Annotated in this window: 16 protein-coding genes; 5 read left to right on the top strand and 11 right to left on the bottom strand. The window is 71.1% G+C overall.

Translation table 11 applies throughout. The annotated features are described in order from the left end of the window. Positions 1-2 precede the first annotated feature (2 nt). From SROS_RS45635 to SROS_RS03240, 7 genes are read right to left on the bottom strand one after another with little or no spacing between them, the layout of a single operon-like run. A complete protein-coding gene (locus tag SROS_RS45635) occupies positions 3-851 on the bottom strand; it encodes an HIT family protein (protein ID WP_052316858.1) in 849 nt (282 codons plus the stop codon). Continuing rightward, positions 827-1570: a DUF6182 family protein gene (locus tag SROS_RS03265; RefSeq protein WP_012887455.1), complete on the bottom strand. Its 744-nt coding sequence runs from the start codon at positions 1568-1570 to the stop codon at positions 827-829. Before SROS_RS03265 ends, SROS_RS45635 begins: the two co-directional genes overlap by 25 nt. Continuing rightward, a complete protein-coding gene (locus tag SROS_RS03260) occupies positions 1567-2202 on the bottom strand; it encodes a dTMP kinase (RefSeq protein ID WP_012887454.1) in 636 nt (211 codons plus the stop codon). Before SROS_RS03260 ends, SROS_RS03265 begins: the two co-directional genes overlap by 4 nt. Then, the gene (locus SROS_RS03255) at positions 2199-3137 is read right to left on the bottom strand and encodes an NAD-dependent epimerase/dehydratase family protein (RefSeq protein ID WP_012887453.1); all 939 of its coding nucleotides are present in this window, start codon (positions 3135-3137) and stop codon (positions 2199-2201) included. Before SROS_RS03255 ends, SROS_RS03260 begins: the two co-directional genes overlap by 4 nt. Beyond that, positions 3134-4042 (bottom strand): hypothetical protein, encoded by a 909-nt coding sequence (locus SROS_RS50690; RefSeq protein WP_012887452.1) that lies wholly within the window; start codon positions 4040-4042, stop codon positions 3134-3136. The genes SROS_RS03255 and SROS_RS50690 overlap by 4 nt, the downstream gene beginning before the upstream one ends. Next, the gene (locus SROS_RS03245; protein WP_012887451.1) at positions 4039-6660 is read right to left on the bottom strand and encodes a PEP/pyruvate-binding domain-containing protein; all 2622 of its coding nucleotides are present in this window, start codon (positions 6658-6660) and stop codon (positions 4039-4041) included. The genes SROS_RS50690 and SROS_RS03245 overlap by 4 nt, the downstream gene beginning before the upstream one ends. Then, the gene (locus tag SROS_RS03240) at positions 6653-7438 is read right to left on the bottom strand and encodes an AfsA-related hotdog domain-containing protein (protein ID WP_012887450.1); all 786 of its coding nucleotides are present in this window, start codon (positions 7436-7438) and stop codon (positions 6653-6655) included. Before SROS_RS03240 ends, SROS_RS03245 begins: the two co-directional genes overlap by 8 nt. A 1252-nt stretch (positions 7439-8690) precedes the next feature. Here SROS_RS03240 and SROS_RS03235 point away from each other — a divergent pair. The 5 genes from SROS_RS03235 to SROS_RS03215 all read left to right on the top strand — a co-directional run bounded on the left by SROS_RS03235 (position 8691) and on the right by SROS_RS03215 (position 13311). Further along, entirely contained in the window at positions 8691-9689 is a 999-nt protein-coding gene (locus tag SROS_RS03235; RefSeq protein WP_012887449.1) for a hypothetical protein, read from the top strand. A 21-nt stretch (positions 9690-9710) separates the two neighbouring features. Continuing rightward, a complete protein-coding gene (locus SROS_RS03230) occupies positions 9711-10286 on the top strand; it encodes a pyridoxamine 5'-phosphate oxidase family protein (RefSeq protein ID WP_012887448.1) in 576 nt (191 codons plus the stop codon). A 56-nt stretch (positions 10287-10342) separates the two neighbouring features. Beyond that, on the top strand, positions 10343-10861 hold the full coding sequence (locus SROS_RS03225; protein WP_012887447.1) for a SigE family RNA polymerase sigma factor: 519 nt from the start codon (positions 10343-10345) through the stop codon (positions 10859-10861). Beyond that, entirely contained in the window at positions 10858-12003 is a 1146-nt protein-coding gene (locus SROS_RS03220; protein ID WP_012887446.1) for a TolB family protein, read from the top strand. The genes SROS_RS03225 and SROS_RS03220 overlap by 4 nt, the downstream gene beginning before the upstream one ends. Positions 12004-12465: 462 nt before the next feature. Then, the gene (locus SROS_RS03215; protein WP_012887445.1) at positions 12466-13311 is read left to right on the top strand and encodes a WD40 repeat domain-containing protein; all 846 of its coding nucleotides are present in this window, start codon (positions 12466-12468) and stop codon (positions 13309-13311) included. Positions 13312-13410: 99 nt separating this feature from the next. On the opposite strand, the gene htpX is transcribed toward SROS_RS03215, so the two are convergent. From htpX to SROS_RS03195, 4 genes are all read right to left on the bottom strand, one after another. Continuing rightward, complete coding sequence (gene htpX, locus SROS_RS03210; protein WP_012887444.1) at positions 13411-14262, bottom strand: zinc metalloprotease HtpX; 852 nt, start codon at positions 14260-14262, stop codon at positions 13411-13413. A gap of 140 nt (positions 14263-14402) precedes the next feature. Then, on the bottom strand, positions 14403-16307 hold the full coding sequence (locus tag SROS_RS03205) for an NADH-quinone oxidoreductase subunit N (RefSeq protein ID WP_012887443.1): 1905 nt from the start codon (positions 16305-16307) through the stop codon (positions 14403-14405). Beyond that, positions 16304-17917, bottom strand: a complete 1614-nt coding sequence (locus SROS_RS03200) for a complex I subunit 4 family protein (protein ID WP_012887442.1) — start codon at positions 17915-17917, stop codon at positions 16304-16306. The genes SROS_RS03205 and SROS_RS03200 overlap by 4 nt, the downstream gene beginning before the upstream one ends. Before the next feature lie 367 nt (positions 17918-18284). Next, positions 18285-20222: an NADH-quinone oxidoreductase subunit 5 family protein gene (locus tag SROS_RS03195; protein ID WP_012887441.1), complete on the bottom strand. Its 1938-nt coding sequence runs from the start codon at positions 20220-20222 to the stop codon at positions 18285-18287. Positions 20223-20351 lie beyond the last annotated feature (129 nt).

Raw genomic sequence — 20351 nt, 5'->3', positions numbered from 1 at the left:
CTTCAGCATCCCTCCAGTGCCTGCCGGATACGGGCGACGACGGCTTCGGCCTCCGGCTCGACGCAGTATCCCGGAGCGGCGAGGTAGCCCCTGCCCGTCTCATGCGCCGTCTCAAGACGTGGGACCAGCCAGAGGTGGAAGTGCGGGGTGCCTTCCATGCATGACCAGACGTGCACCCGGGGCACCCCCGTCGCCGTCTTGATCGGCCCGATCAGCCGGCCGATGAGCGGCCCGATCGAGGCCGCCTCCTCGGGGGTGAACTCGGTGTAGTCGAGGAAGTGGCGGCGTGACTCGATGAGCAGCGTGCCCGCCGGCCAGAACGCCGTGGGACCGTGGCCCACCCGCCAGAGCTCGTTCTCGATGAGATGACCGCCGGGTGGCACGGGACGGCCGGCCCACGCGGGTACGGCCTCGCCCGCGTACTTTCCGCAGACGAGGCACTGCGGCGGCTCGGCCGTGTGAGCGTCCAGCGTGCGGCTGAACGGGTCACGGACCCTGGCGAGCTCCTCGACCTGGGCGTGCCGGACGTACCACTCGTCGAGCTGAGCAACGATCTTGCTCGGATCGCCCTGCGCCTGGGCGCCGGCGCCTCCCCACAGCGCCTCGGCCTCGCCGGTATCACGGCCGGTCAGCTCGCCGATCTCCGCCCAGCTCCGCCCGCGGGTGCGCTCGTAGGCGACGATGGCCTCGCGCAGGGAGGGCATCCCCTCCTCCAGCCTCTTCCACAGGGATGAGGCGAGGTCGTCGTTCTCGTGGCCGGGCGCCGCGACCGCGACCCTGAAAAGCTCCGACCATTCACGCAGCTGGGCCGAGAGTGCCACCCTGCTCAGGTCTCTGTCCGTGAAGTCCATCTCTCTCCTCTGGATAGGAAGGTGTAAAGGCGCAGCGCCCCGTCCGCTCCGTAGTGCACGCGGGCGTAGGCGGACGACAGGGCGGATCCCTCGTCGAGATCCGGGACGTGGACCAGCCGGACCGGCGTCCGCGGATCGATCCTGCCGAGCAGTACGGCCTCGGCCAGGGTGTGGTGCAGATGGATCAGATAGCCGGCCGTGGTCAGCCCCCGGCAGGCGATGCGGATCTCGCAGGGCGCGCCCCGCCGCCCTCCCGGCAGGTGCACGCTCGGCGGAAGCTCGGGGAGCCGCCCGGTGACCGGCTTGAGCAGGCGGCTCGGCCCGGGCGGGCGGGCGACGTCGACGGGGCCCAGCCACGCCAGGTGGCCGCCCGGCCCCACCGTCCGCACCGCCGCACTGCCGAGGAGGTTGTGCGGGTTGCCCAGGAGGAAGCGGGTTCTGGTCCAGTTGCGGTACCAGATGTCCGCTTCCTCGGGGGAGAGTCCTCCGGTGAACTCCAGCGCGCCCTGGACGAGGTCTCCGAGGTCGAGGCGGCGCATGACGACCATCACCGTGACCTGCCGACCCGAATCCGCCGCCCCGCCCGGACCCGCCACCCCGTCCAAGGTCATCGCCCCACCCGGACCCGCCGTCCCGCCCGGATCCGGGGCGCCCGCCGTACTCAGGCCGGAGCGGACCGAGGCGGCGCGTTCGGCGAAGAGCCGGTCCAGCACGCTCATGGCGCGACGACCGCGGAAGCGAGGACCCTGCCGGCTTCGGCGGCGACCGTCCGCTGCCCGGCTCTCGCGTCGAGCACGACCAGCGGCAGTCCCGCGATCTCCTCCATGATCGCCGGCCGCATCCGTGACTGCAGCTCGGCGAAGCCCTCCCAGCCGGGGACGGGTCCGTAGTGTTCGAAGGCGTTCAGCCGCGAGCCCCACTGGGCCCGCTCCCACGCGACCTCGGGCGGGAGGTCGAGGTAGATGACGCCGTCGGGCTGGGGGAGCGCGCGCCACTCGGCGAATGTCCGCTCGTGGACCAGGCCCAGCAGCCGGCACTTGACGAGGAGCTTGTAGTAGTAGGAGTCGACGATGACGGGGATGTCGTCCGCGGCGCCTGCCACCTGGTCGTGGAGGTGCCGCACGATCGGCCGCAGCATCGCCACCGCCGCCGCGGGCGAGTACTCCTCGCCCACCCGGGGGTAGACGTCCAGCACCCATTCCCTGCGGAGCCGCCGGATCGCCGGGAAACGCTCGGCGACACACCAGTCGTCGTAGGAGACGACCTGGCAGGCCCGCTCATCGCGTAGCTGCCGGAGCAGCGTCGACTTGCCCGCGAAGTCCGGTCCGAGCAGCGTCCAGAATCCGGTCATGTCCGACCTCCTTCTCCGAGAAAGCGTCCGTACCAGGGCGCCAGGGCAGGCAGGCGGTCGAGAAAGGCCGCGCCGGGATCGACCCGCGCCGCCTCCCAGATCCGGGGGGCCGCGTAGACGTGGTCCTCGGCGAGCAGCTCCGCCCGCCGGTAGCCGGGCCTGTTCCGCAGGGCCGGGCGGGCCAGCCGCCACGGCAGGCTGAGCCGGGGCACGGTCAGGCCGAACATGCCGGCCAGGACCGCCGTCACGGCGCGCACGGAGACCGGCTGGGGCTCGCAGACGTGAAAGGGCACGCCTCCCGCGAACGGCTCAGGCCGTACGGCCGCCGCCACCGCCATGGCCGCCAGGTCGTCGACGGCCACCACGGAGTGCTGTGCCCTGCCTCCGTCGAACCACGTGCCGGGACGGGTGGTGAGCAGTCGCAGCAGCCCGGGGACGTACCAGCGGTCGCCTTCGCCGTACACGAAGAAGGGGCGCAGGATCACGGCGCCCGCGGCCGCGGTCAGCCGTTCGGCCTCGTGCCGGGAACGGCTGGCCGGGCTGACCGGCGCCGGCGGGCTGCCCTCGGGGAGCCCGCGGTGCGGCCCGAGCCCGTACACGGCCGCGGTGCTGACATGGACCAGGTGGCGTACTCCGGCGCGCTCCGCCTCCTCCACCAGGTTGCGCGTGCCCAGCACGTTCACCCGCTCGCAACGGGCCGGATCCGACCCCACCTCGCTCGCCGCATGGATGATCACGTCGGCGCCGTCCAGCCGCCCCCTCAGTGAGGAGGCGTCGGCCAGATCGGCGGTCACGACGTCCCCCGGCCGGTCCGCGGCGACGGGACGGCGGTGCGCCAGGAGGCGCGTGGACACCCGCGGCTCGGCGTCGAGCGCCCGCACCACCGCCGATCCGACGAACCCGCCGGCCCCCGTCACGAGCACGGTCACGCTCACAGCACCGCTCCCTTGGTCAGCCAGCCGACCGCGATGAAGCTGCAGTAGGCCGCCGGCAGGTAGGCCAGCGTCGGGAGGGCGGGCCAGCGCGGGCGCCCCCTGGAGAAGAGATAGGCGGCGGCGACGGGCAGCACCGCCGGGACCACGACGATCCATCCCCAGCCGTACACCGCGGAATCCGTGTTCCACGGCCGCAGGATCGCGAGGACGACCAGGGTCGCGGCCGCGGCCAGGCTCACCGCGACCGCCGTCGTGCCCGGTGTGCCCAGCGTCGTCACGTAGGTCCGCTCCCCCTTGCCGGGGTGGCGGGTCACCTTGCGCCCGAACTCCAGGCAGAGCCCCGACAACGTGACGGCCGCCACCGCGACGATCCCCTGCCGGCTCGGGGTCAGGTCGTGCTCGCGGAGGAATCCGGCGTACACGTACAGCGACAGCAGGGGTTGGATCGGCAGGTTCACCGCCAGGCTCAGCAGCAGCCGCTCCCCCTTCGGCCAGCCGAAGAGCTGGTCGACCAGGATGACGACGGCGGCGTAGCCGAGGTGGGCGACCAGGACCAGGAGGGCCCCGCCCCGCCAGGCGTTCAGCGCGAGCAGGACCACGGCGCCGGCGCCGACGAGGGCCAGCAGGTCGGCGACCCGTACGGCGCCGCTGGGAAGTGCGCGGCCCGGGTTGTGCTCCAGGTCGTAGTCGCGGTCGCGGAGGTCGTCGAGCGCGCGCAGCAGCAGCATGTCGATGACGAGCGTCACGCTCGTGACCAGCAGCTCGGCGCCCGGCCTCCAGGCGGTGACCCGGCTGTCGACGCTGACGAACAGCGCGGTGAGCCCTATCGCCCACGAGAGCATGAACAGGATGTAGAAGGCCGGTGGATAGGCCCGCACGATGTATCCGCCCAGCCTGCCGATCACGGGGTCACCTCCTCGGAGATGATCCTGACCTCGCCGGTCCGCCCGTCGACCTCGATGAGGCTGCCGTCCCGGATCAGGCTGGTGGCGCCGTCGACGGCCACGACCGTGGGGACGCCCAGCAGCCGGCCCGTGATCGCGGTGTGGGACAGCAGCGTCCCCCGTTCCACGACGAGTCCTTTCGCCACCAGCATCAGGAACAGCCAGCCGGGGTCGGTCTCCCGTGCCACGAGGATCGTGTCCCTGCAGTCCTCGACCGCGACGTGCGGGTCCAGGACGACCCGCGCCTTTCCCCGGACCACGCCGGGGCAGGAGCCCAGCCCGCTGAGCTTCTTGGCGGCCGTCAGGGTCTCCGGCGTCCTGGCCAGGGCCAGGGCGTCGGCGACGGGCAGGCCGGGCGCGGTCTCCAGGCGGGGAGGGGGCTCGGGGCCGGTGAGCCGGCGTTCCCTCTCCCGCGCCCTGAGGGCGGCGAGCGAGCGCAGGTCGGCGCCGGGAAGGGTGCCCTCGAAGGCGCCGAGCACCTCGTCCACCGTGAGGTCGAGCACGTCGCGGGCGCCGTCCAGGCGGCCGGCGGACGCCAGCTCGGCCCCCAGGCGGAGCAGCAGCTCGCGGGCGTCTCCGATGAGCTGGCTCCGGCAGAACCGGGCGTCCTCCCTCACCTGGACCAGCCGGCGCATCATCCGGAACAGCGTGCGCAGCACGGCCCGCTTGAGCGGGTTCCGGCAGCGGGCCCTGAGCTCCTTCTCGGCCGAGCGCCTGACCTCCGCCTCCGCGTCGCGGTTGGCCTGGACCGTCAGGTCCGAGTCGACGTACGGCAGGAGCACCTCCAGCAGGGCCCAGGGCTCCTGGCGGGGGGTGGAGGATTCGAGCTTGAGGTCCTGGAGCGCGCGGTCCCCGTAGTTCCGGATGTGGAGCAGGAGTTCCTCGGCGAACCGCTCGTCGGCGGCCATGAGCGAGGACCAGGCGGTGCGCGCGTCGCCGTCGATCGCCGCGCGGAGGGACGGCGAGCCGCGGACGATCTCGGCCAGGCGGATGGCGGAACGCAGTGCCTCGGCGGATCGGTTCTCCTCGCCGCCGCACAGCATGCCGGGGATCAGGCCGCTGTCGGCATCGGGCGCCCACCGGCGGAGCAGCCCGTTGGCCACCCAGGTGACGGCCATCAGGTAGAGGCCGTTGGTCAGGGTGGTGCCCCAGCGGATGGCGACCTGCGCCCACAGTGCGTGGTGCAGCTCGACCAGCTCGTCGGCCCGCAGCCGCGAAAGGTCGCGGAACCGCTCGTGGTAGGCGTCCCACCACGCGAGGAAGCGGCGGACCTGGAGGGGGTGCGTCATCCCGCGCGCGGCCAGCTCCGCCAGGTGGACGGCGGTCCTCACCCGCCCCTGCCGTTCCGTCGGGGCCACCGCCACTCCGACCATCCGCCCCCAGGTGGGCCAGAGCGGCCGGAAGCAGCGGATCAGGCCGTGCAGGTGGTACCAGGAGTCGAGACGGTAGTAGATCCGGCCGTCGAGATATCCGATCATGCGCCGCAGCCGGTGCGCCTCCTGGTGCAGGACGCGCGCGGGGATGCCGAGCCGCCGGTACGTGTCGGTGAATCCGGCCTCGTAGAGGCGGAGCGCCAGGGAGAAGGTGAGCGCGCTGCTCACCCCAGGGAAGCTCTCGGTGACGTTGTCGTTGCCCCAGGGGATCCATTCGCCGCTCGTCGGCGGTACGGCGACCGGCCGGGCCTGCACCAGGTGGACCGATCCGTCGTCGTCGAGGGTGCCTTCGATGTCCTGTGGAGCACCGAACAGCTCGGCCACGCCGTCGGTGAGCGCGACGATCCGGCGCAGCTCCGGCTCGGCGAGGACGGGTAGATCGGCCAGCTCCGCCGGGACGGGCTCCACGGCGGAGCCGCTGACCGCCCTCGACTTGCGGGCGAGGCGACGGTCGATCACACCGCTGTCCCGATCGATCATGAAGTGATCGACGTCGGCCTTCTCCTGGACGATGCCCTCGCCGTTGCCGTAGGCCGCAGCGATGACGCAGCGGCGGGCCCCGTCCCGGGGGTCCCTGGTGAAGGCGACGAACGACCGGCCGCCCGACATCATGCGCTGGATGCCCACCGCCACGCGCGCCGACCGGGGATCCTGGGCACGCGCGATCCGGTAGAGCACGGCCTCGGGGTTGAAGGCGGAGGCCCAGCACTCCACGATGCGATCGGCGACCTCGTCCACCGGAACGTCGAGGAAGCTGTCGCTCAGGCCGGCCTGCGGGTCCTGGGCCGAGTCCTCGTCATGCCCGCCGGGCCCGGCGACGACGCACGCCCTCACCGCGACCATCCCGTTGTCTCCCGCGAGGTCGGCGAACCGCTCCTTGATCGCGCCGTGCAGCGCGTCGGGCAACGCCGCTCCCAGAACCAGGGCGCGCGCCTCGGCGGCCCAGTCGAGCATGGCCTCGGTGCCGGCCGGCGCCGGGGGGACCACGGGGGCCGCGACGGTGTCGTACACCTCCACCGGCACGCAGACGAAGGGGGGCACGGGATAGCCGTGCCGCCGCAGCACCGCCTGCCGGGCGAACTTGTGGCCGACACGACGGGCGTCCTCCAGCCTGGGCCCGTCGTAGATCAGCACGGGGTCAGACACGCGCACCCCGCAGGCGCTGGTAGGCCGACTCCGACACCGCGCGGGACTCCAGGGCCACCCTCCCCACACGCGTGTCGCCGGCCCACACCTCCATCGAGAAGCTCGCCGCGATCCCCCTGCGCGGCGCCCGGTCCCAGCGGAGCTCCATCGGCACCTCGCGGCTCAGCGAGGTGGGCAGGTCCAGGTCGACGGCGTCGAGCAGGAGCCGCACATCGGCGGGGCGCCCGTACTCCAGCTGCCACAGCAGCACGCCGAACTGCCGGGCGGCCTCGACCAGCTCCACCACACCGCGGGTGCGCGGGTGCTTCAGGGCGAAGTGGTGGTCGGCCGCCGGGTCGAGCAGCGGGCAGGCGACCTGGGTGCCGGTGAAGCGTGGCATCTCCAGCGCGACGTTCTCCTCCCGGGTCCTGCGCATCAAGGACATCGGTGCCGCGTCCCCGCGCACCCGCCCCGTGGTCCCGCCGGCCGGGATCGGCGGGGAGGCGCCGTGCCGGACGCGTGCCGAGCAGACGGTCGCCTCCTCCTGCGTGATCTCCGCCGCCCAGTGGTCCGGCGCGCTCTCCCGCCGGAGCCCCAGGAGGAGCTCGGCGTCGAGCTCGGCGAAGCGGTAGAAGGCGAAGTTCGCCATGCACTGGTCCTGACCGGCGTCCCCGGCGAGCACCCGGTCCAGGACCGCGCCGAGCATGAGCATCCCCGGGACGTGGTCCAGCGGATGATCGAAGTAGACCGGATGCTCCAGATCCACGGCTAACGAGATGTTGGGATTGCTCGATTGCATCAGTGACCCTCCGCAGCCCGAAATGGAACTTCGCCTCGACAAGGCGCGCCATCGCACGGTGACCAGGGAGAAAGCCGAGGCCTCCCGCTCTTGGTCCTCGAACGCGTTCTTTTCCGCGACTCCTCTTGTGCCGCACGCGAGTTCGTCCTGCGCCGTACCTGAGCTCGTCTTTTGTCACACCTGAGCCGGTCCCGGACCGCACATGAGCTCGGCCAATGCGAAGGCGCCCGGTTCGATTAGCCCCGGCCCCTTGAGGCGTCAACGGAAAGCTATGATCAGTGCCTATCGGCACACTATCGCATCGTTTTTTTCAGGAACACTAAATGACCGAACATTATCGCCGCAGGCGCGCCGACCTGCCGTTTTCCGGCCAATGACATTGCGGCCGCACCGAGCCGGAGGCCGGGCTTTCCATGCGGCGTCCCGCACCCCTTCTTTGACAGCCCCGCTTTGACAGCCGTGTGCTCGACAGTGAGAGTCACGGGCAAATCCAGCCGCCCGGGCGGCCACGCCCTTCTGGCAGGACGTCCCCTTCTGCCCAGCTCAGCAGGGGTGTCATCGGCCCGCAGGCCGCCGTGGACAATGATTGGACAGAATCGCCCACCCCTCTCCCTCTGCTCACCACTTACGCGGCATCCTCCTATCCGACTGCGTAAATCACCTGGCCACAGGTTTGCCGGACGGTGGAACACCGTCAATTCCACTCTTTTTTCAGACTCATTGTCAGCTCACTCGAAACAGAACTTAAATCTGCCCCGCAACTCTCTGCGAGCGATGTCCGATCCGCCCGGCGCCCCGCTTCCCGAGCCGTCTCCCGGGAGCACCCCAAGTGCCGATCGACATGAATAACGACGACGTTCCAATGGAATGACGGGCGCGTTGCAATGGCACACAATCCGGGGCGGCACTCGCAAAGCCCGCTCACGGGCCCACCACACCGGAGAGTCCGCCGGTGCGCGCGCCGACCGGCCACGGCCGGGAGCATTATCGGCAAGAAGGCCCGGCAGGGAAATCGCAGAATCATTGCCCGCGATTTCAGCGCGCTCCCGGCCCGCGGCCGACCACTCAGCCGGCCATGCCATGGAGAAAATGTCCCCGGAGCCGGCCGGCCGCGCGACCGCGCCACGGGGAAGCCACCGCACGCCCCGCGCCACCGGGAAAGCCGCCGCGCACCCCGCGAGGAGCGTGGCTGATCCGTGACGCAACCTTTGGCGCCAGAGGCGCATCTATCCAGATGACGAAAGGAATCTCGATGAAACCCTCACGCGGATTCGCCGTACTCGCGGTCGCGGCAGCGGCTGCCACCATGATCGTGACTCCGGCGGATGCGACGACGGGAGCCGCATCCGACGACTCCGTCCGGTACGCCTGGCTCAGAAGCTGCCCCAAGAAGGACTACAGGGTCCCCTGCGGCAACTGGATGCTGACCATGCGCAGCGGGAAGACCGTCAAGCTGACCGACGCGCGGGTCCACCCCAAGCAGGCACGCGGCAAGGTGGACAAGGACACCAGCGCCCTGTTCGCGGTCAGCGGTGACGGCCGGTCCATGAGCTACATCAAGGGTGACAAGCTCGTCATCCGCGATGTGAACAGCGGAAAGGTCCGCCCGCTGCCCGGCGGGGCGGCCGATCTGCCCAAGGGGCTCGGCCAGGACAACGTGGACACGATGCTCTCCCCCGACGGCTCGATCGCCGTGGTCGACTACTTCGACGACGGCGAGAGGCTGCCGAGCCTGGTCGCGAACCTGAAGACCGGCAAGGTGACCAAGCTGCCGTCGAAGAACAACGTGCTGAGCTTCAGCCCCGACGGGAAGCACCTGCTGACCGGCCGGTTCACCGACGACAACATCACCGAGTTCGCGGTCTTCGACGCCGAGGGGCACGAGACCTCAAGCCAGGTCGTCCCGCAGATCGTGTCCAACAACACGCCGATCGCGCTGGCCGACGACGGGACCACCGTCGCGCTGGTCATCACCGGCGGGTCGGGCAAGCCCCGCCTGCGCACCTACGACCTGTCCTCGGACACCGTCTCCGACGCGGTCCCGCTCGGCACTCCCAAGGACGAGAGCGCGCAGCGTCTCCACTGGGACGCGGCCGGCACCCTGACGCTCTGGACCAGCAGGGGCGACGGGGAGGGCACCGTCACCTCGGCGGTGAAGCGGGCGGTGAACGCCGGGACCGGAACCACCCGCAGGCTGGACTCCTTCAAGGTCAGGACCGACCCGTGGACCTGGTGGCTGCCCGGCGAATGACGACCCTCTATCTTCCCTTTCATGGGGAAAATTCATGACAGGATCAGCGATCGGCTGCGCGAGTTCATCCAGGCGCAGCCGGTCTACTTCGTCGCGACCGCCCCCGAGCAGGGTGGCCACGTCAACGTCTCCCCCAAGGGATACGCCGACACCTTCGCCGTCCTCGACGACACCACGGTCGCCTATCTCGACCTGGACGGCAGCGGCGTGGAGACCATCTCCCATCTCCGCCAGAACGGCCGTATCACGGTCATGTTCTGCGCCTTCTCCGGCCCGCCCAACATCCTCCGCCTGTACGGCACCGGCCGGGTCGTCGTCCCGGAGGACCCCGGCTTCTCCGACCTGATCAAGAACTTCGGGCCGCACCCCGGCGTCCGGTCGATCATCGTCGTCGACTGCGACCGCATCTCCGACTCCTGCGGCTTCTCGGTGCCGTTCATGTCCTTCGACGAGGACCGGACCCTGCTGGACGAATGGGCGCAGCGCAAGGACGTCCAGCAGAAGCGGACCTACCGTGCCAGGAACAACCGCGAGAGCATCGACGGCATCCCCGGGCTCTACCCGGAGGAGACCGACCCGGTCACCCACCACTCCTGAAGGTTCCAACCTCACGCCCCCTCATGCGCGTTGATAACGGGCGAGAGGAGGCCGAATTGGATCGCTACGACGGCTTCCGTGAGTTCGTGCACGCCCGCCAGCAATCGCTGATGCGGACCGCGTACCTGCTCACGGGAGACACCCACCTTGCCGAGGACCTCCTGCAGAGCGTTCTCACCAAAGTCGCCGGGCACTGGCCGAAGCTCCTGCGGCAGGGAAGTCCCGAGGCGTATACCCGCAGGGCACTGATAAACCAGCACATCTCATGGCGGCGCCGTACCCGGAGGGAACTGCCGAGCGCCCATCCGCCCGAGCGGGGGCACTCCCACGACGACTCCACGGTCGACCGGATCGTCCTGCGTCAGGCCCTCATGCGCCTGACGCCCAGGCAGCGCGCCGTGATCGTCCTGCGCTTCTACGAGGACCGCAGCGAGCGCGAGACCGCCGAGCTGCTGAACTGCTCGCTCGGCACCGTCAAGAGCCAGACCCACCATGCCCTGGGCCGCCTGCGCGTGCTCGCGCCCGAACTGGCCCACCTGCTCGTCGATGCCGAGCCACAGGAGGTGAACCGATGACCCGGCTGCACGACGCGCTGGCCGAGATCGCGGACGAGGCCCCGGCCGTGGACCTGGCCGACCGGGCGATCCGGGGGAACAGGCAGCGGAAGCGGACGGCCATGATGCTGGCCGCAGCCGCCACGGCCGTGGTCGCGAGCCTGGCCATCATGGTAGGCACGGGCCTGCTGCCGCTCCGGGGAGCGGGCGACATCGCGGCCCTGCCACGTGAACCGAGGACGTGGGAGATCAAGTCGTCACCGCTGCCGAAGAAGAAGGTGGGCCCGCTGGCCTATGCCTACACCACCTCGTGCCCGGACACTGACGTCCCGCCGGACTGCAAGCCCGGCAGATGGCGGGTGGTCACCCGGACCGGGGACACCTATGACGTGCCACAGGCTCTGGGACTGACCGACAAGGCCGTTCTCGGCCCGTTGACGATCACCCCCGACGGCCGGGCGCTCGCCTACTACAGCGACCGGGAGCAGAAGTTCAAGATCCGCGACCTGGCAAGCGGCAAGGAGCTGACCGCCCCGGTGAAGGTGCCGCGACGGCAGTTGGAGAGCGAGGTCTTCCTCCGCGTGTCCGACAACGGGCGCCACCTGGCGTTCACCTCCTTCGCCGGGAAGAACGGCCTGCTGATCGATATGCGTAACGGCCGGACCACCCCGCTCCCGACCGGCTGGATGCCGGTCAGCGTCGCCGATGACGGAGACCCTGCGGTGGTGGTCAACTGGAAGGACACCTCCTCACGGGTCCGGCTGGTCTCTCCCGGAGGCGTGATACGCGAGTCGAGCATCCCGGAGTACGGCCAGCGGTTCAGCGCGCTCGCACCCGACGGGCGGACGATGGCCAAAGTCGGCGAGACCCGGGAAGGCGACGGGCCCTTCGAAGACGACGGCACGCTCGTCGTCTTCGACACCGTGACGGGCGGTATGCAGGGCAAGATCAAGGCACAGGGCCTGCCCGAGGACGCTGTCATCCTCCGCCTGGGACACTGGCTGAACGACACCGAGGTCGCCGTCCTGGTCGGCATCTCGGATGGCCGACACATCCGGGATGACCTGACGACCGTATACGGAATGAACGTCCGGACCGGGGAGGTCCGCAAGACGGGCATCTACCCGGTCGGCAACGCGAGGCTCCCCGGCATCGTCATGTGACGGTACGGCCCGTGTCCGGCGCGGGCCGTACCGTCGATCCGTATGGGGGCACGCCGCGAGAGCCGAGCGGCGTGCCCCCATCGACCCCCGCAGACCTCCGGGCCGACCTCCGCACCGGGCCTCCACACAGTCTCCGCCCAGGTCTCCACATGCTCTCCGCGCCCGCCTTCCACACCGGCCTCCACCCGGCCGCTCAGCGCCGGCCCGCCGGCCCCATGAGCGCGTTTTTCCGAACCGCTCACCACTCGGGGCCACTCCGTCCGGCCCGGCACCGGAACACTTCCTGATCCATACTCTGGCGACATTCGCGGTCATACCGGTGACAAGCCTTCCATGGCGCGTACAGTGGCCCCTACGTGATGTCCCCCTGTCCGATGAGCTCAGGGGGCGTCGATGAGACCGTGCCGCCGACCGGTGGTTCTCGCCGGCGTGATCGCCATTGTCATGGGAGCGGGAGCTCCGATGGAGGCGGACGTGGAGGCGGAGACCCCGGGGTCTTCGGTCCGCTACGCGGGGCTGGCCGGCTGCGTCTGCGCCCCCTGGACGCTCTGGACATGGGACGGTCAGGTGATCAAGCTGACCGACGCCCGGGTGTTCGCGGCGAGGGCGCGCAAGCGGCGGGCACCGCTGGCCCTGTCCCCGGACGGGGAGTATGTCGCTTATTTCCGGCGAGGAGACAGGGCGCTCGTCATCCGCGACATGTCCACCGGAAATGTACGCGTGGTCCCCGGGGTGCAGTGGTCACGCGAGCTCCGCGCCACGCGGATCGACCTCGCTCCGGCCGGGCGCTATGTGGTCCTGGGCAGCGGGCGGGACGAGCGGGTCCTCAACGCGCAGAGCGGGAGGAGTTCGGTGGTGCCGCCGGGGCTGCGGCCGTGGAGCTTCAGCTCGGACGCCAAGCTCATGCTCGCCGTCGACGACGAGTTCAGGGCGGGGATCTACTCGACGTCCACGCTGGCGGAGAGGGGACGCGTCCCCGTGGGGGGCGCGCTCAGCCCGGACGGCACGATCGTCGCCCACTTCACCGACGACGGATCGGCCATCGGCCTGTGGAACGTGGCCGCGGGCAAGGCCGGTGGCGGTCTGCCCATCGCGCTCCCCTCCGAGAGGATCCCCACCCGGCTCCGCTGGGACGGCGCCGGCCACCTCGACCTGCAGATGGTCGCCCCTCCCAGGATCAAAAAGGGGGTCGACACGGTCTACACCTGGTATCGGGTGGACCAGGCGTCAGGGCTCGTCCAGCCGGTGGACGCCTTCACCGTGCCCAGCTCCGTCCACAACCCGATCATCGCCGGCCTCAGCCCCTGACCGGTCTCAACCGTCCACAACCCAACCATCGCCGGACTCGACCCTGACCGGTCTCACCGGCGGTAGCCGGCCATCGCCGGGCTCAGCCCCTGACCGGCCTCAACGGCGGTAGCCGGCCATCCGCTCCAGCCGGGCGACGCGCTCGGCGGTGGGCGGGTGGGTGGAGAACAACCGGCCGATTCCAGCCCCCCGGAAGGGGTTGGCGATCATGAGGTGGGAGGCGGAGGCGAGACGGCCGTTCTCGGGGAGCGGCAGCTGACGGGTGCCCATCTCGATCTTCCTCAGCGCCGAGGCGAGGGCCAGCGGGTCGCCGGTCAGCCGGGCTCCGGACTCGTCCGCCTGGTATTCGCGGGATCGGGAGATGGCCATCTGGATCATCCCGGCGGCGACCGGGCCGAGCACCATCATGAGCAGGGCTCCGATGAAACCGGGCCCCTCATCGTCGTCCCCGCCGCCGAAGATCAGGCCGACGTAGCCAAGATAGGTGATCATCGTGGCCAGCGCGCCCGCCACGGAGGAGATCAGGATGTCCCGGTTGTAGACGTGGGACAGCTCGTGTCCTATGACCCCGCGCAGCTCGCGCTCGTCGAGGAGCTGCGTGATGCCGTAGGTCACGCAGACCGCGGCGTTGCGGGGGTTGCGGCCGGTCGCGAAGGCGTTGGGCTGCATGGTCGGCGAGACGTACAGCCGGGGCATGGGTTGGCGGGCCTCGGTGGAGAGCTCGCGCACGATCCGGTAGAGGGTCGGTTGCTCGACCTCGCCCACCGGCCGGGCACGCATGGCGGACAGGGCGATCCGGTCGGAGAAGAAGTAGGCGACACCATTGGCCGCCAACGCGATCAGAACCGCGATCTGCACGCCGGCGCCGCCCCCCAGCCACGCTCCCACCGCGATGATCACCGCGGACAGTGCGCCGAGAAGGACCGCGGTACGCAGACCGTTGTGGTGCACTGCACCCCCCTTTCGGTTGATGCCGATTCACCAATGCCAACGTCTCCGGCCAGGTCGAACGTTCCCGGAATCATTCAGCCGGCCAGGTCGAACGTTCCCGGAATCATTCAGCCGGCCAGGTCGAACGTTCCCGGGATCGTTCAGCCGGAAGCGATGAAGCTCTCCGGCAGGAGGTCGAGCACCACCTGGGGGGCGATCGAGAACACCACCGCGACGACCCCGGCCAGCACGATGGCCACCCCCACCGGCACCCATCCGGCGCGGTCGCCCCCGGCACGACCGCCCGCCGCCGAAGGGACACCGGCCCCCGTAGGATCCTCACCCGCCGCAGGGGGGACGCCCCCTTCCGCAGGACCACCACCCACCGGGGAGGGGACGCCCTCTCCCGCAGGACCACCACCCACCGGGGAGGGGACGCCCTCTCCCGCAGGACCACCACCCACTCCCGGGGGACCGGCTCCGGCACGGTCGCCACCCATCGGGGAAGGAACGCCCTCTCCCGTGGGGGCACCGCCCACTGGCGCGGGAGCGCCGGCGCCCTCGGTCACCGGGACCGGGGTGAAGATCCGTGCCGCCCAGGCGACGTAGTAGTAGAGCCCGACAACCGTGTTGGCGGCCATCACCAGGGCCAGCCAGGCCCCGCCGCCGTCGACGAGCTCCCGGAACACCACGATCTTGGCGAACAGCCCGGCCAGCCCCGGTGGCAGCCCCGCCAGGCAGATCAGGAAGAAGGCCAGTGCCAGCCCGGCTGCCGGGTTGCGGAACGCCAGCCCCCGGTAGTCGTCCAGCCCACCCCGGGCCCCGCGCCGCGACACCAGCATGACCACCGCGAACGCCCCGAGGTTCATCGCCGCGTAGAACACCAGATAGGCGATCGAGGCACTCATCGCCTCGTCGTCGCGGACGCCGAGGGGAGCGAGGATGTAGCCCGACTGGGCGACCGAGGACCAGGCGAGCAGGCGTACGGCATGGCGCTGGCGCAGGGCCAGAAGGTTGCCGACGGTCATGGTCAGCGCGGCGATGATCGCGACCAGCGGAGCCCAGACCGCGACCTGGCCCCGCAGGGCGGCGACCAGGATGAGGATCAGCCCGGCGAACCCCGCGGCCTTGGAGATCACCGAGAGCAGGGCCGCGACCGGGATCGGAGCCCCCTGGTAGACGTCGCCCGCCCACGCGTGGAACGGCACCGCCGCGACCTTGAAGCCGAACCCGGCGATCACCAGGACCACGGCCACGACGAGCACCGGTGGCAGGTCGTAGGCGATCCGGAGCGTGGAGGCATAGGCGTCGGAGGCCGCCTGTCCCGGCCCGGGTCCGGCCATGGGCTCCGTGACGGGCCCGCGCAGGACCTGGGCCAGCCTGTCGAGGTAGACGGTCCCGGTCATGCCGTACAGCAGGGAGACCCCGAAGAGCATCACCGCCGTGGAGACCACGGAGACCAGGAAGAGCTTGACCGCCGCCTCCGAGCTCCGGCCGTCGTAGCGTCTGAGGGCGGTGAGCGCGAAGACCGGCAGCGAGACCAGCTCCAGCGCGACCACGAGCATGACCAGGTCCCGGGAGGCGGGCAGGGCGACAGCGCCGACCAGCGTGCAGAGCAGCAGGAAATACCACTCGCCGACGGGGACGTCTCCGGAGGAGAGCTCCGCCATCGACAGGAGCACCACGACGACCCCGGCGGCCAGCGCGAGCCCCGCGAAGATCAGCGTGAAGTCGTCGACCACGAACGAGCACAGCGCCGAGGCGGCTCCGTCCGGCCCGCCCGGCCCTGATGCGAGCGTCCCGATGTCCAGCGCGCCGATGCCGGCCCTGGTGGGGCCGGGGAGCCCGGCGGGCACGCAGAAGGTCCGCATCGGATCGCCGGCCCGCACGGCCTGCGCGACCACCACGCCGAGCGCGCCCAGGACCCCGGTGAGGGTGACCGCTCCGAGCAGGGGGCGCGCGTACGGCCTGCGGGGCAGGAAGGCGTCCAGGAGGAGCACGGCTCCGGCGGTGAGGGCGAGAACCAGCAGCGGCGCGACCGCGTAGTAGTCGATCGACTGGATCACGGCGCCCCCAGGAGGGTCTGGACCACCGGGCCGGTGACGAGCAGGAGCGTCTTCGGCCAGAGACCGAGCAGCAGGATCAGCGCGATCAGCGGCACCCAGGCTGCCAGCTCGTAGCCGGTGACGTCTCGCACGCGCGCGATCCCGACCCTCATGACGGCTCCCGGCCGGCTGCCGCCTCCCCCGCCCACCGCGGCGAGCACCGGGGCGTGCACGGTCTCGACGGAGCGGCCGTGGGTGACGCGGGAGAGCATGAGCAGGAAGTAGGCGGCGGTCAGGACGGTGCCGAGGCCCCCGAGGGCCATGAAGGTCAGGTAGAGCGGACGGGACAGGCCCGCGGCCGGTCCGTAGGCGCCGAGGAGTGCCAGCATCTCGCCCCAGAAACCCGCCAGGCCCGGCATTCCGAGGGAGGCGACGGCGGCGAAGGTCAGCAGGGAGCCGAGATGCGGCAGGCGCGACAGCATGCCGCCGCCGAGCGAGGGCATGTCGGTGGTGCCGTAGCGATCCTTGATCGCTCCGGCGATGAAGAACAGCAGGGCGGTGATCAGGCCGTGGGCGATGTTGCCGAAGAGGGCGCCGTTGATGCCGACCGGGGTGAGCGTAGCGAAGCCCAGCAGGACGAAGCCCATGTGACCGATGGAGGAGTAGGCGATCATCCGTTTGAGATCGCGCTGGGCGAGGCAGGCGAGGGAGCCGTAGACGATGCCGATCACCGCGAAGGCACCGAGCCAGGGGGCCATGGCCGCGGCGCCGTCGGGCAGAACCGGGATGGCGATGCGGGCGAAGCCGTAGGTGCCCATCTTGAGCAGGACACCCGCGAGGAGCACCGAGCCGACGGTGGGCGCCTCGGTGTGGGCGGCGGGCAGCCAGGTGTGCAGCGGCCACATCGGAGTCTTGACCGCGAGGCCGATGCCGACGGCGACGAAGGCGAGCACCTGCACCGAGGAGGACATCCCCGCCCCTTGGGCGCGGGCCAGGGCGATCATGTCGAGGGTGCCGGTCTGCGCCCAGATGAGGAGCAGGCCGAGCAGGAGCACGACGGAGCCGAGCAGGGTGTAGAGGATGAACTTGATCGCCGCGGCCCGCCGGGCGCGCCCGCCCCAGACAGCGATCACGAAGTACATCGGGATGAGGACGACCTCGAAGAAAACGAAGAACAACAGCAGGTCGAGGGCGAGGAACGTGCCGATCATGCCTACTTCGAGGACGAGCAGCGTGAACACCAGGGCCCGGGGCCGGTTGCCGCCGGACTTGGGTCGCAGCAGCTGTCCGGGCCCGTCGGCACGGCCCCAGCACAGGTAGACGGAGCAGAGGAAGGTCAGCAGCGTGGTCAGCACGACCAGGGGCAGCGAGATGCCGTCCACTCCGAGGTGGAACCTGAGGTCCAGCCCCGGGACCCAGGCCAGGTCCGTCGAGAACTGCACTCGGGCCGCGTCGCCGTAGTCGAACCCGGCGGCCAGCACCACCGACAGCGCGAACGTGATCCCGGAGACGGCCAGGGCGTGCACCCGGAGCAGCCGCCCCCCGGCCGCGGTATCCGTCCTGGACAGTGCGAGCAGAGCGGCGGCCCCTGCCAGCGGCACCCCGAGAAGCGCGATCAGCACCCAGCTCATGCTCCGGCCACCTCACCCGGCGTCGAGGCCGTGATCCGTCCACCACACCCGGACAGCGCGAGCCTCAGTCCGCCACCGCACCCGGACCGCGTGGGCGAGGAGACCCGGTCACCACACCCGGACAGCGTGAGCCAGGCGCCCCTGTCACCTCTGGACAGCGCGAGCCTGGCGCCCCTGCCCATCCGGGAGGGCGTGGGCCTGATCCGGCCACCACACCCGGACCGCGTGAGCCTGGCGCCCCTGCCCCTCCGGGACGGTGTGGGCCTGATCCGGCCACCGCATCCAGGCGGCGTGACCGGGATCGTGCTCGTCGTCACCGGCCGGATCGGCGGTGCCACGGCGGCGGTCAGGGGCGGCAACGGGGAACTCACCCGAAGATCACCGCCCCCACCGCGATGAGGAGGACGCCGGCCAGCAGGCCGGTGACATAGAGCTGGGCGTTGCCGTTCTGCGCCAGGCGCACCAGGCCCGCCAGGCCCACGGTGGCCCGGCCCGAGCCGCGGACCGCGCCGTCGACCACGCGGTCGTCGGTGCGGGCGACCAGGCGGCCGAGGCCGAGCACGGGCCGGACGAACAGCGTGGCGTAGACGGAGTCGACGTAGAAGGCCTGCTCGCAGGGGGCGCGGAAGGGGCCGAGCATGCGGGCCGGATCGCCCAGCGGGTCACTGCGCCATACCGCGTAGACCGCGCCGGCACCCAGCAGCGCCACCACGACGCTGAGGGCGGCCGTGCCCCAGTGGACCTCGGCGATGCCCACCAGGCCCAGGAGCAGGGCGGGAACGGCGAGGATGACGATGGGCCAGCGCATGGTGGCCGGCGCCTCATGGACGTCGACGACGTGGGCCGTACCCGGCTCCGGCTCGGGGAGGGCGTTGACGGGACGCTCCCCGAAGAAGGTCCGCAGCCATGCGCGGGTGGCGTAGGCGCCGGTCACCGCGACCGTGGCCAGCGCGCAGCCGTACAGCAGCAGGGCCGCCGCATCGGTGAGCGGCCCTGCGGACAGGGCGCGCTCCATGGCCACCAGCACCTCGTCCTTGCTGAAGAAGCCGCTCGCCGGGGGCAGGCCCATCAGGGCGGCGAAGCCGATCGTCATCGTGACGAAGGTGACGGGAAGCGCCCTGCGGAGCCCTCCCATCGTGCTCATGAGGTTGGAGCCGACCGCGTGGATCACCGCTCCGGCGCAGAGGAACAGCAGGGCCTTGAAAGCGCCGTGGGTGACCAGATGGAAGATCGCCGCGCTCTCGGATCCGGCAGCCAGAGCACCGGCCATGTAGGCGAGCTGGCTGATCGTGGAGTAGGCGAGGACGCGTTTGAGGTCGTCCTGCGCCAGGGCGGCCAAGGCGGCGCCGAGCATGCCGAGCGCGGCGAGGACCGCGAGCACGTCCAGGGTGGGGCCGGCGCCGAGGAAGACCGGATAGAGGCGGGCGACGATGAAGATTCCGGCCGCGACCATGGTGGCCGCGTGGATGAGGGCACTGATCGGCGTCGGACCGGCCATCGCGTCGGGGAGCCAGACGTGCAGCGGGACCTGGGCGCTCTTTCCGGCGACCCCGGCGAGCAGGAGCATGGTCGCGGCGACGATCGTGCCGGTGGACATCTCCGACACCCCGGCGATGACGTCGGCGACCCTGAAGCTGCCGGCCGCCGTGCCGAGGACGAAGATCCCGAACAGGAAACCCACATCTCCGAGCCGGGTGACCAGGAACGCCTTGACCGCCGCCCGGGAGTTGGCCCGGTCTTCCCACCAGTGCCCGATCAGCAGGTAGGAGCACAGACCCATGATCTCCCAGCCCACGTAGAGGACGAGGAGGTCCGCCGCGTAGACGACCAGGAGCATGGCGCCGGTGAACAGGCTGATGAAGGCGCTGTAGGAGGGGTAGCGCCGGTCGTCGCCCAGGTAACCGATCGAGTAGATCTGCACGGCCAGCGCGACCACGGTGACCAGCACCGCGATCGAGGCGGAGAGGCCGTCGACGAGCAGCCCGACGGAGATCGGCACCGAGCCCGTGTCGATGACGTCGAGTGTCCCGGTGACGCCGCCGACCCCGGACGGGCCGGAGGGTCCGGCGGGAAAGGGGAACGGCTCGCCCGGCCCCCCGCCCGTGCCGCTCCAGCCGGCGTAGGCCAGCCAGACCGCGAGCACCGTGGAGATCCCGGTGGGCACGACCGCGATCCAGGCGGCCCGGCGGTTCGCGGCCACGTCGGCGGCTCCGCCCCGCAGCCCCCGGGGGAACCGGGAGCCCAGGAGCCCGGCGGCCGCCGCGACGGTGGGCAGCAGGATGACGAGAGCGGCGACGGCGATCACGACGTCTCACCCGACCTGGTGGCCGGCTCGGACACGGCCTGGCCGGGGTCGGTGAGGCCCCCGCCGGATCCGGCGGGGGCCGACCCTCGGAGCGGCCCCCGAACAGGGTCCTGGGCGGGGTCCTGAGCG

The organism is Streptosporangium roseum DSM 43021 (genome assembly GCF_000024865.1).
GTDB lineage: Bacteria > Actinomycetota > Actinomycetes > Streptosporangiales > Streptosporangiaceae > Streptosporangium > Streptosporangium roseum.
Note: the sequence above shows the minus strand (reverse complement) of the source record. Positions and strands in the feature narration are given on the sequence as shown.